This is a genomic window from Deltaproteobacteria bacterium (genome assembly GCA_019308995.1).
Taxonomy (GTDB): Bacteria; Desulfobacterota; Desulfarculia; order Adiutricales; family JAFDHD01; genus JAFDHD01.
The window spans coordinates 1-11,872 of sequence record JAFDHD010000094.1; the positions used below are offsets into that span (position 1 = coordinate 1).

Annotated in this window: 10 protein-coding genes; 3 read left to right on the forward strand and 7 right to left on the reverse strand. The window is 47.3% G+C overall.

Features of this window, described 5'->3' with window-relative positions:
• On the reverse strand, positions 1–953 hold a 953-nt coding region (locus tag JRI95_13270), incomplete at its 3' end, for an SIR2 family protein (GenBank protein MBW2062513.1).
• Positions 954–1,849: 896 nt separating this feature from the next.
• Between JRI95_13270 and JRI95_13275 the strand changes: the two genes are divergently transcribed.
• The 3 genes from JRI95_13275 to JRI95_13285 all read left to right on the forward strand — a co-directional run bounded on the left by JRI95_13275 (position 1,850) and on the right by JRI95_13285 (position 6,124).
• Positions 1,850–3,379, forward strand: a complete 1,530-nt coding sequence (locus JRI95_13275) for a sulfatase-like hydrolase/transferase (GenBank protein ID MBW2062514.1) — start codon at positions 1,850–1,852, stop codon at positions 3,377–3,379.
• A gap of 328 nt (positions 3,380–3,707) precedes the next feature.
• Entirely contained in the window at positions 3,708–4,913 is a 1,206-nt protein-coding gene (locus JRI95_13280; protein ID MBW2062515.1) for an acyl-CoA dehydrogenase family protein, read from the forward strand.
• A gap of 74 nt (positions 4,914–4,987) precedes the next feature.
• The gene (locus JRI95_13285; GenBank protein ID MBW2062516.1) at positions 4,988–6,124 is read left to right on the forward strand and encodes an acyl-CoA/acyl-ACP dehydrogenase; all 1,137 of its coding nucleotides are present in this window, start codon (positions 4,988–4,990) and stop codon (positions 6,122–6,124) included.
• 673 nt (positions 6,125–6,797) lie between these two features.
• Here the strand turns inward: JRI95_13285 and JRI95_13290 are convergent.
• The 6 genes from JRI95_13290 to tsaA all read right to left on the reverse strand — a co-directional run bounded on the left by JRI95_13290 (position 6,798) and on the right by tsaA (position 11,402).
• Positions 6,798–8,114: an FAD-dependent oxidoreductase gene (locus tag JRI95_13290; protein MBW2062517.1), complete on the reverse strand. Its 1,317-nt coding sequence runs from the start codon at positions 8,112–8,114 to the stop codon at positions 6,798–6,800.
• A 2-nt stretch (positions 8,115–8,116) separates the two neighbouring features.
• Complete coding sequence (trxA, locus tag JRI95_13295; protein MBW2062518.1) at positions 8,117–8,659, reverse strand: thioredoxin; 543 nt, start codon at positions 8,657–8,659, stop codon at positions 8,117–8,119.
• Between the two features lie 601 nt (positions 8,660–9,260).
• Complete coding sequence (locus JRI95_13300; GenBank protein ID MBW2062519.1) at positions 9,261–10,379, reverse strand: hypothetical protein; 1,119 nt, start codon at positions 10,377–10,379, stop codon at positions 9,261–9,263.
• Between the two features lie 57 nt (positions 10,380–10,436).
• On the reverse strand, positions 10,437–10,670 hold the full coding sequence (locus JRI95_13305) for a hypothetical protein (protein ID MBW2062520.1): 234 nt from the start codon (positions 10,668–10,670) through the stop codon (positions 10,437–10,439).
• Positions 10,654–10,866: a CooT family nickel-binding protein gene (locus JRI95_13310; protein ID MBW2062521.1), complete on the reverse strand. Its 213-nt coding sequence runs from the start codon at positions 10,864–10,866 to the stop codon at positions 10,654–10,656. Before JRI95_13310 ends, JRI95_13305 begins: the two co-directional genes overlap by 17 nt.
• 38 nt (positions 10,867–10,904) lie before the next feature.
• Positions 10,905–11,402: a tRNA (N6-threonylcarbamoyladenosine(37)-N6)-methyltransferase TrmO gene (gene tsaA, locus JRI95_13315; GenBank protein MBW2062522.1), complete on the reverse strand. Its 498-nt coding sequence runs from the start codon at positions 11,400–11,402 to the stop codon at positions 10,905–10,907.
• Positions 11,403–11,872: the final 470 nt, after the last annotated feature.

Below are 11,872 nucleotides of genomic sequence, written 5' to 3' on the forward strand. Positions count from 1 at the left end.
GTCCCATTACCCCCTGCTTTGCCGCAGGCAGCATGGATCAATCCTCCTGTGGATGCATAGAAAACTACAGTAATATTTGACAGTGAGTGTCCAAAAGTTGTTGACAGGTTCCGGAGTTGATTTCGATCGTCAGGAGTTTTTGTGTGCCAGATGTCTGGCTCTACAGGTATACCAATCGATTCTTCCTCAAAAATACTTCCGTCCGGCCTAAATTTAAACCAGTCTACAGAACCATGTAACTTGAACAATCGAACCTTTTTGGATTCACTGTCAAAAAGGGAAGGTGACCAATATCTTACTTTATTCTGAGGACTGCTAAAACCGTCAACAACTTCGATGCCAGAATTTAACAGACACTGCTCTAAAACCGTATCATGGTTTAATGTGAAAATATCCAAACGTGACAAACATTCATCTTGGCAAGCGCCTATGATAGCGTTTAAGTGGTCGAGTTGTTCGGGTCTTTTAGAGAGAAGACACCACGTAATATCTTTAATATAATTAACTGCCTCTCCTGCGATTTCAATAAGTTCCCATCTTTTCCTGATCTCGTTATCTTGACCAATTAATAGATGTCTGATATCAGGTAAAATCTTATCAATTAAGGGCTGTATTGCCGGGTTATCATATTCTCCTCTTTCGCTGTCATAAATCTGGCTGGCCACATAATATAAATCCTCATAATTTGTATTATGGTTGATTGGTGGAGAGTAATAATGATCGATTTCAACTTTTAATCTTTTTAGGAATTTCAAAATCCGTGGGATGTACTCGTCCGGGAAATGTCCGCCATGTAAAGGTTCACCAAAGGAATAGGAACCAGTAGTGAAACGTCTAAGCCCTTCACCAGCAAGAGTGATGTCTGTGATTGAAGCGGTGGATGGTAGGCCTGCCGGTAAAGATATTCCGGAACCTAATAAAAATGCGATTTCAACTGATTTAGCACAAGGCATATAATTTTTAAATATCCATAGCTGTAAATAACCTTTATTAAGTCCTACAATCTGAATTCGGGGGACAGTATACTTAATTGCTAAGTATTTGTTTTCCTTTATAAAAAATCTAGGGATGATCTATTTCATCTCGAAATTCAAGACAACCCAACTTAACCTTCGGCTTTGCAAAGGTTCTCTGTTTAAGGCTTCTTACCACACATCAAATTTTTTATAATTCATGATTACAGATACCAGAAAAAAATTCAATAATTTTTGGTAACTATCTTTTAAGATTGAACCCTCTTGACTAAATTTTTACTCAACTTTTGGATACTAACCCGGCGGGTGGCCCCGACAACATTGTCGGGGTGCGTCAGCACAAGAGGTCAGGTTCAGGCGTTCATCCAGTCGCCGCTTAAACCGATTTTTCATCTTTATCATCCCACCCTGACCTACAAGGCTGATTAAAGAGACAGACGAAATTCTCTCGATTACCGTGGCTTCAATCAAAACAGCAAGGAAGAAAAAATTAAATCCTCAATCCCCAATCCACAATCCACGGATGTGGCCTGGCCGCCTGACCAATCAGGTTAAGAGTTTAAACCCGAAAAATGCAGTTGACACTTTTCCAATGAGCCGTCACTACCGAACCGTGCTTAGCCATGGCTGACAAGTGAAAACTTTTTGACAACCAGGGATTCAATGGATTACAATGCCAAGGTATAAGATCGGCGAGAGATCGCCTTCTGGCAAGGAGCTGCAAGCCTCTCGACTTAGCTCAACGCCTACATTTCAGACCAAGAGCGGCGCCGGGAGGCTTGAAATAAATCAAGAGCGGCTGATGTTGTATAATTCCGGGTTATTAGTAATGGAAAATTTGAACACAATGATATTCTCAAGGAGGTAAATAAATTATGGCGAACAGGCCCAATATTCTTTTTATTTTTCCGGATCAACACCGAGGAGACAGCCTGGGATGCGTCGGGCATCCTGTCGTGCGCACGCCCAACCTGGACAACATAGCTGCCAGGGGTGTCAATTTTACGCGCTGTTATACCAATTCCCCATTGTGCGTCCCGGCCCGAGCCACATTGCAGACCGGGCAATATGTTTGTCAAAATGGCGCGTGGAACAACCAGATCGTGGCGGACCCCCAAAGCCCAAGTTATGTCAGAAACATCCGCGATGCCGGCTATAAGACCGCTGTCATCGGGAAGACCCATCTCTGGCAACATGGGGAAACCATAGGGGCGCATACAAACGACATGATACAGATCGTTAGAGATTGGGGATTCGAGGATGTCCATGAACTCACCGGCCCTATGGCATCCGTCGGTCATGATTCCCCGTATACGGATTATCTCAATGACAAGGGATTGCTGGAGCCCTACCGCAGATATCAGATCGAATACCTCATTCGAAATTATATTCTAAAAAGAACAAAAAATATTCCGGCAAGGTATAAAGAATACATGGGAAAGTATTCCGTTTCCATAAATGTGGATGACGACAGCCCCTGGGATGATCCACCCTTGCCTCTCCCGGCCGAGGACCACTATGACAGTTATACGGGTCAAAAAAGTGTAGATTGGATAAAAGCGTACAATGACGACAAACCCTTCTTCTTAATGGTAGGATTTCAAGGACCCCACGACCCCTTTGACTCACCTGAGGAATACAGGGCCATCTATAAGCCTGAGGAGATACCCCTTGGGATCATGGAAGCCCCTGAGGAACCTGTGCCCGAATACCTCAAAGGACTGCTAAACCTTTCAGGTCTTGATCATGTGACGCCCGCCTACATGCAGAACATGATGGCCGCCTATTACGGAAAAGTCAGCCTGATTGATGATTATGTAGGTAGGATTGTTGGCGCCCTGGAAGAGAAAGGGATACTGGATAACACCTGGATCATCTACAGCTCCGATCATGGCGAGTTACTGGGTGATCACAGGTTGTGCCACAAAATGACCTATTATGAAGGTGCTCTTCACATCCCCTGCATCATCAAACCGGCCGGTGGGGTCAAGGCCTGGCAGTCTACAGGCCTTACAGACCACCTTGATCTCACGGCTACCATGCTGGACATTGCCAGCGCCAAGCCTTTTGAACACTGTGACGGGAGTTCCCTGGTTTCAAAGATCGCGACAGGTCCCGATGACAGCACGGCCCAGAAAGGCAAAGAACAGATATTCAGCGAACTTGGCGGCAATGCGGCAGTATTTGATGGTCGTTTTAAGCTGGTGGCAGAGATAAAAACCAGGGAGCCTTTACAGCTCTATGATCTCGAAAACGACCCCCAGGAGCTGCAGAATCTGGCAAAAGAGGAATCCCTCGAAATCATACGCAAGGAACTCCTCGATAAGTTGGAAAGTCATTTATCAAGCAACTTAGATGAAGAACGATTTAAGGTATTTGAAGCAGGGGGAGAAAGGCGCTTTTAAATGATTGCCCGGAGTACCTATTCTCATTAAAAAACCGACCACTGAAGCGAAGATACAGGATGCTGAGCCTATAAGTCAACTCGGGATTTATATCCAGATTGGCTAATAATCAGGAATTCTGGGTGTAGAACGCCTGTTTCCCCTTGTGGCTTTTTAAAAATAAGCTTCTGCGGGGTAATTGGAGCTAAAATAAAACAATCTCCTGTTATGGGAATGTAGGAATCCGGTGAAAACTAAATCAATTTGTTTTGACGAATTGGACCAGGCCACGGTGGGTCTCTGGAGATTTCACGAAACAAAACAGGAAATACAAGATCTGGAATGAACCATGAATTTTAGGTTTTCTATCGAGGAAGAGGACTTCAGACAAGAGGTCCGTGATTTTTTGGATGAAGTATTGACCCCTGAATTTCGAGCATCCCTCGAAGGGCGTTCTTATTCCAAGGAATTTTCCATGAAGATGGGCGCGACAGGCTGGTTGAGTCTGGCCTGGCCCGAGGAATACGGCGGTCAGGCTAAAAACCACATGGAGCAGCTCATTTTTAACGAGGAAATGGCCCGCTACGAGGCCCCTCTTGAATGGCACCGGCGGGCAAGCCAGCAGCATGGGTTTGCCATTGTGCTTTTTGGCACCGAGGAACAGAAGAAATATTTTATTCCAAAAATCGCCTCGAGTGAGCTGAGCATAGCCAACTGTATGAGCGAATCAGGAGCCGGTTCGGACCTGGCTAATGTGCAGACCAGGGCTGTACGCGAGGGTGACGACTACATAATAAACGGCCAAAAAATGTGGACCAGCGGAGCAGGCTTTTCCGATTACGGATGGATGCTGGTTAAAACCTCTGCCACGAAATCCAGGCACAAGAGTCTCAGTCTATTTTTGGTTGATCTGAGAAGTCCGGGTATTGAGATCAGGCCTGTTCCGGATCTTCGGGCGGTGGCTGGAGACGTTCATGAGTTTACCAGCCAGATCTTTCTGGAAAATGTCCGGGTTCCCAGCATGAATCTCATCGGTGGAGAGAGTCGGGGCTGGTACGTAAACGCGGCGTTGATGGACTTTGAACGTTCGGGCATTGAGGCGGTTGTCAGGAACGAACGCATTATTGATGATCTACTCGAATACTTACGGGCGCTCAAAAAGGAGGCGGGACCCTCGGAGAGACTGACCATACTGACCCATAAGCTGGTGCAGTTAAAAATAGAAAGTGACATCTCCCGGCTACTTTCCTACCGCATCGCCTGGATGCAGAGCAACGGCGAGATCCCCAACTATCAGACTTCCCTGGCCAAGGTTTTCAAGACGGAGCTGGCTAAACGTGTCGCCAATGTGGGTATGGAGATTCTGGGTCTTTACGGTCGGTTGGGACCGGGATCAGGCGGGACCGAGCTTCTGGATCCAAAGTGGGATGAATTGCAGCACGCGATCTCGAGCTTTTTTCTAGGCGTCCCGATAGGCACCATTGCCCAAGGCACATCCGAAATTCACCGCAACATAATGGCACAAAGGGGTTTAGGTCTGCCCAGGGTGCGATAGGAATTGGCTAAGATTTATTGTGCGAAAAGCTAAGGTAAAAATATTTACTGTTTGCCATATATGGAGCAGAAATCATGGATTTTGATCTGAATGAAGAGCAAAACCTAGTTCAGGCAACAGCCCGAAAATTCATGGAAAAAGAATGTCCCATTCAGATGGTCAGGGAGCTAGGAGAGGACGAAAAGGGCTATTCCCCGGAGCTTTGGAGAAAAATGGCCGATCTGGGCTGGCTGGGAGTCAACATCCCGGCCGAGTATGGGGGATCTGGCGGTAACTTTTTCGATCTAGTTCTCCTCACCGAGGAAATGGGGCGGGCCTTATTTCCGGGGCCATTTATGCCGACCGTGGTCTTAGCCGGTCCGATCATTTTGAAGTCAGGGAGCGAAGAGCAAAAGAAAAGATTACTCCCCGAAATTACCAGAGGCCAGACCATATTAACCCTGGCCTTGACTGAATCCAACGGAAGACTTGACGCTGCGAGTATCGGTGTAACGGCGACCCGATCAGGAGATAACTTTATAATAGAAGGAACTAAAAATTTTGTACCCTACGCTCATGCCGCGGACTCGATTCTCTGCGTTACAAGAACCGACAACAATGGGAAGAATAACGAAGGCATAACGCTTTTTCTTGTCAATACAAAAGCCACGGGAGTAAAAATCGAACCTTTGGAGACCATCACCGGCGAGAAATTATCAAAGGTGACCTTCAACCGCGTTGTTGCCTCCGAAGAAGACATGGTTGGGGAGCTTGGTCATGGTTGGTCCGCGGTCGAGGAAACGGTAAGCGAAACCGCTGTGGTCGAAGGCGCGTATATGACGGGCGGCGCCCGGTGGGTCCTGGACACGGCTGTTGATTATGCCAAGGAGCGGGAGCAGTTCGGTGTCCCTATAGGCAGCTTTCAGGCCATTCAGCATAAGTGCGCCGACATGCTTATTGACGTGGACGGTGCGGTCTTTATTGTTTATTTCGCAGCCTGGGCCATTACGGAGAACGCGCCGGAGAAAAGTTTCGCGGCTTCAGAGGCCAAGGCGTGGGTAAGTGATATGGCGCCCCGGGTGGCAGCGGAAGGTATACAGGTCATGGGAGGTATCGGTGTAACTCTGGAACATGACATGCAGTTATATTATAGAAGAGTCAAGGCCTCGGAAGCCGCTTATGGTGACAGCCATCATCACCGCGAAAAATTGGCCCGGATGCTGAAACTATAACTTGAGATTACGCCTGATAACTTAAAAGCTGTGTGTAGCTTAGGCTGTCAACGTTTAAACAGGTAAGTCCTGTACCAAATAGATCAATCCTGCCAGGGTCGGAAGACTCGATTCCGTTTGCCAATCGCAAATAAAAAGATAAAAAATAATCAGGAGGTTTAACTTCACCGAATTGCCATACTTACAAAGCGAACAAATCCCCCTCAATCCCCCTTTAGAAAAGGGGGAGTTTTATTGCCTTCCTTTTTCTATTTCTCGGTTAAAAAAGCCTTCCTTTCTATCCCTCCCCATTTTTAAAAGGGGGGCAAGGGGGGATTTTTAATTGGAGTTCCGGGGACAGTATACTTAACTATTGACATTTCTCCATTTAACTATTATGTTGAATCACATCACGAATAGTAAAAGTAATCGCTCCAGGCGTTTCGCACCACATTACTCAGCGCAGCAACCACTTTGCGGGATGAAATAAATAGTTAAGTATACTGTCCCCGGAACTCGAAAAGGTAAAGGGAATCTTCTTGATCTTTCGGCTGCATAAATCACCACTTCTTGACCTGTTTTAAATGATTTTGTGGTGATATTTATAGCACCTTCTGACCAAAATAGCAAAAAATATTAGTAAGTTATTCTATTCCCCGGGGACGACTAAGTAAGGAAAGTAAAAACCAGGCTGTCAGCTCAGCTTGCGGGCCAGCCTTTCCAGCCCGAACCCTAACGGGTTCATTCCCACTGCAGGCGAATAGGGAGTCTCAAGCGCAGCCAGCCTATCCAGCGGCACTTTCTCCGCTATGGCCAAAGCCATAGCGTTGACCATACCCTTTGTCGTCTCCTCTGAAATAATCTGCGCTCCAACCAGAGCGCCGGTCTGACGATCAGCCATTAGCTTGTAGTGAACGACCTTACCGCCATAATGCGGTCGTGTGCCAGGAATGTTGTTTGTGGTGCATACGATATCCAGCCCTTTCTCTCGGGCCGCCCTCTCGGTAAAACCGACCGTACCTATTTGATAGCCAAAGATTTCAATGGCAAAGGTCATAAGAGTGCCTTCATAGGGGAAAGCGTTTCCCGAAACCAAATTCCTGCCAGCCACATCGCCGGTTCTACCGGCAGTGGTAACCATCAACCGGCGGGTCTTTGAGCCAATAATGCAGTCCCAATTCTCCATGCAATCACCGATGGCATAGATGTCAGGGTCGCTGGTCTGCAAATACCGGTTCACCAAGACCCCCCCTGTTTCCCCTATTTCAATTCCTGCTTTCCGGGCAAGATCAACGCTAGGACTGGCCCCAGTGGCCATGAAGACGAAGTCAACATCAAGTTCTTGGGTACCAAGAATAAGTCGCTTCCTTTTAGACTCGCTTTTTATGCTGCTGATGTTGGCAGATAGAACTAGCTCCACTCCATTTTTCTGCATTACCTGCTCAACCCGGCCGGCCATCTTCTTGTCTAAACTGGCTGGTAAAATATTCTCCATCATGTCCAGGAGAAAGACCTTGCGGTAGCCTCTGGCCACAAGAGCCAGGGTTAGCTCTACCCCGATTGCCCCTGCCCCAATGATGGCGGCGCTGTTGTATTCAGGGATAATCTTGTCCAGAGCTCGGCCGTCAGCAATATTAGTGCTCAGAGTGAATTCATTTTTACCGTCAAGTCCGGGAATAGGAGGAATGGAAGGCATAGCCCCCGGACTTAAGATAGCTTTATCATAAGGATAGCTCTTGCCTCCGGCCATAATGCGCTTTTCCTTGGTGAGGATATCAGTGACTTCAGTGTTTAAATGAACATTTATGTTTCTCTCCTCGTAAAACTTGCCCGGATAAAATATATCGTCCCAGCGGGCAACTCCTTTGAGCACAAAGGGCGGCTCACAGGGGGCATAGTCAATTTCACCTTGGGTGCTAAAAATGTCTATCTGGGCTTGTTTATCCAGCTGTCGGATCCGTCCCGAGGCACTCCTGCCTCCGGCGCCAGCTCCAATAATAACCACTCTCATGTCTATTTTCCTTCATGTAATTCGTTCGATATCTGGGATAGCTGTTCGTTCGCTTTTTCTAACTCTTCCGCTGCCTCTAACGCCCGACTGTATACTGGGTCGCTCTCCATGTTTTCAGCTTTCTCAGTCCACTTCCTGAATTTCTCTTCGTGCTTTTTGTTATGCTCAACCCAGGAGGTCAAGATCGCTCTAAGCCTGCCCATTTCGTCTGTGGGGTGACTCTGGAGAATGCCTTCAACCATTGTCCGGATCGTATGCTCAGGAGCTGCGCCGAGGAGTTCGTCAACCTTCTCGCCATCAGCAAAAAACATCTGCATGGGTATACTCATAATCTGATATTTCATTGCTGTCCGTTGGTTCTCATCCACATCTATCTTGCAGAACTTGAACCGGCCGTCATACTCCTCTGAAAGCTTGTCATATATCGGAGAAACCATCTTGCAGGGCCCACACCAGGGGGCCCAAAAATCTATCTCTGTAGGCAGGTCTGAGTTCAAGACCTCCTCCTCAAAACTTTGATCGGTAACTTCTACCACGTTGCTCATACCATCTCCTTCTTGATTAATTGGCGGGTGGCCCCGACAATTTATTGCCAGGGTGCATCAGCACAAGAGGTTTAGTTAGGGGGTTCATCCAATCGTCGTTTAAACCGACTTGCCATCTTTATCATACCAGGCCGAGATGTCAACCATTTGCAGGCCAGGGTGCGCAGCGGATAGGCCTGACAAGTTATTGTCAGGAGGCGTCAGCACAAGAGGTCTGCTTCAGGCGTTCATCCAATCGCCGCTTAAACCAATTTCTCATCTTTATCATACCACCCCAAGCTGCCATACTTACAAAGTAAAAAATTCCCCTTTAAAAAAGGGGGATTTTTTATTGCGCTCCTTTTTTTACTTCTCGGTTAAAAAAGCCTTCCTTTCAATCCCCCCCTTTTTTAAAGGGGGGCAAGGAAGGATTTTAGTGTAAGGAATGGGCATTTACAGATCAGGAAACGAAGCTCCCTGACAAAAAGAAAAAAAGTCAGGGAGATCCTCTTCGCGAGCCACCCTGTCCTACATGGCCAAAAGACGGTCAAGGCCGGACCCTGCCGCACCAGTTGGGGGATACTGCTAGCGTCATGGGGAAGTAAGCTTAAACTTTCCCCTTCTATTTTCCATACTCTTTGATAAGGTCGCTGAACTTGCCGTAAGTGGACGTCCGCTTCTTCAAGGCTATGGCCTCGATTACCTTCAGGTTATAACCCTGGTCCAAGGCGTCTCCCCGCTCCCGGTCGTACCAAAAAAAAGCCTGGGTCCAAAACGGGGTCACCGCTTCCAGGCCCCAGATCGAAGCGTAAATGGTGATCATCTCCAGCCAGAGGCAGTCAATCCGGGCGAACCTCTCCAGCCCCACTCCCCGGGCCATTTTATAGTCCAAATCCAGCCCCGCCTCGCTCCCAACGTACGGCGGCCTCCAGGTCTCTTCGATATAGACCGCCTTACCGGCCTTTTTAGCCTTCGGAATCATCCGGTTTACCGCCACCAGCCCCTTGACGGTATAAATATCGAAACTTATGGATTCGAGTTCCTCGATCTTCACGAACTCAGCAAAATACCTTTCCTCGCCGGAATGAACGCCCGCCCCAATCCTGGACCCGGGCGAGGCCATCTTGACCTTCCGGGCCATCCGTTTGACAAAATCGGCCCAGACCCTGGGCCCGGTCTCAAACCCCATCCTCATGGACTGAGTGGACGGCTCGTGAGCCACCACGAAAATATCCGGCTTATATCTGTCGGCCATCATCAGCCAGGCCTTTTCAGCCTTTTCCTCGAAATCCTTAAAATTATCCACCCGGTGATAGACATAGGCATAGGCCGGATTAAGGGCCAGGGTCAGGCCCTGGGCCCGGATGAATTCTATGAGGGCGTCATATTTTTGTATGGCTTCCATGTCCCGGTCCAGCCAGGGATACAGGCCCATGTTGATATCCACGCCCTTAACGCCGGCCTCTTTTAAGGCCAGCACTTTGGCCTTCAGTATGTCAAGGGGCATGTTTTTAATAGCGGTTTCATGGGCGAAAAAAAGATTGGCCCTGAATACGAGCTTGTTTGGCGCCTTCGGCCTGTGCCGCTTGATAATGGCCTGAAGAGCTTCGGTCATGGCCTTGATGTATTCGGCTTCGGTCAGTTCTTCGGCCTGTGATACCGCGCTTGAGCCAAAAGAGAAAAAAACAATCAGCAGACCCGTTAAAAAGACCGTCGAAAATTTCAGCCTGGTTTTTGGCATTATGAAAACCCCTCCAATTCCGGGAGTTCCGGAACTCACAGGGCCACCCGCCCTTCTTTACTCATTATGTTCTAATTTATCCAGCGCCCTCTCGAAATATTCGTTTATCTGCCGAGAAAGCTTGAGCACGTTTTGCAGGTCATCAACAACACCATCCTGATGCGCATCTTTTGCCCTCTCGATCCATGTCTGGATATTTTTCACATGTTCCCTGTTGTGTTCCAGCAAATAGGGAAGCCCGAGCTTCAGTTTTCTTAAATTTTCACGATGAAGTTCATCCATGTCCTCCATGACCCTCGCATTTCCTTAGTATCACATAGTTCTCCATAAAGTTGACTTCGGATATATAGTAACCTTCCAGGTTCTTACTCTCTCCGAAAAGCGAGCGGACCTGAACATTTTCACCATCCACACCCACTAGTCCGGCTTCTTCCAATACCAGCTTATCCTGCTTCTTTTCTTCGATATATATGTTTGAGAGGCACATAATCCCTCCTTTTGGGAAGCAAAGATGAAATCAGTTTATCAATAATCATGCGGAATACCTTTAATATGCAAGAGCAAATGTTCTTTATTACTATCCAGATCATCGAGCCATCCATAATTCGCGTCACTTTTAGAGTCCAAGTCTTTTATATATGGCTTGATATCCAATAGAGGGGTGGTATCAAATACGTCTAATCCGGAGGTAAAAATTTCATTGTTAACTATTTTCTTTAAGCGAACAATGCTAATCCCAATGGGATTTGGCCGAACAGCAGACCTGGTGGCGAATAATCCTACCTTGGTCCCCGGAGTCCAGCTGGGACTTTCGATCATAGAGGGGCTGCGCATTAATCGGTGGACATAGTATATAACATAAATATACTGAAAACTATCGAGGTCGGTGAGACCGTCAATATATTCCTCGTCCAGTACGATACGAAATTCGCCTTTGTCCTCGTCCACGGGCTGATAAGGCGCATTATCTATGTACGGTGTTCGAATTACGCCGATTTGCTTGAGTTGAAATTTTGCAGACATATCTGTTCCTTCTACGGGTTTCACCGCCAGGCTGCATAAATATTAGACGCAGCGGACATGCCAGATCATGGTAGCAAATAAAACTAGTCCCATTCATATCGCTTATTTATCGAATTTACTTCTTAAATGCCGCCCGCCTTTCCTCTTTATCATTTTTATCACCATCAATGGCGGTGTGCAAGTACAAGAGAGCCAGAGTGTCAGTCATGAGTTCCGGGGTGCGCCAACCCAGGAAGTCTGGCTGCGGCGTTCATCCTATCTCCACTCCAACCGATTTTCCATCTTTATTATACCACCCCGAGGTGTCAACCATTTGTAGGTCAGGGTGCGAAGCTCCCTGACACTCAAGTTTGGCCTTTAATTAGTGCCTGTCCGGTTTTCTAAGTATTTGGTTTAAAAGTAAAAAAAGCGCATTTTATGCTGGCCATTAGTTCTTCGGATAGTGTAGAATAAGTTATAACGTCTTAAAA

Coding starts and splice junctions, on each gene's coding strand:
- JRI95_13275 (MBW2062514.1), top strand. CDS start 1,850: ATGGCGAACAGGCCCAATATTCTTTTTATTTTTCCGGATCAACACCGA.
- JRI95_13280 (MBW2062515.1), top strand. CDS start 3,708: ATGAATTTTAGGTTTTCTATCGAGGAAGAGGACTTCAGACAAGAGGTC.
- JRI95_13285 (MBW2062516.1), top strand. CDS start 4,988: ATGGATTTTGATCTGAATGAAGAGCAAAACCTAGTTCAGGCAACAGCC.
- JRI95_13290 (MBW2062517.1), bottom strand. CDS start 8,114: ATGAGAGTGGTTATTATTGGAGCTGGCGCCGGAGGCAGGAGTGCCTCG.
- trxA (MBW2062518.1), bottom strand. CDS start 8,659: ATGAGCAACGTGGTAGAAGTTACCGATCAAAGTTTTGAGGAGGAGGTC.
- JRI95_13300 (MBW2062519.1), bottom strand. CDS start 10,379: ATGCCAAAAACCAGGCTGAAATTTTCGACGGTCTTTTTAACGGGTCTG.
- JRI95_13305 (MBW2062520.1), bottom strand. CDS start 10,670: ATGGAGGACATGGATGAACTTCATCGTGAAAATTTAAGAAAACTGAAG.
- JRI95_13310 (MBW2062521.1), bottom strand. CDS start 10,866: ATGTGCCTCTCAAACATATATATCGAAGAAAAGAAGCAGGATAAGCTG.
- tsaA (MBW2062522.1), bottom strand. CDS start 11,402: ATGTCTGCAAAATTTCAACTCAAGCAAATCGGCGTAATTCGAACACCG.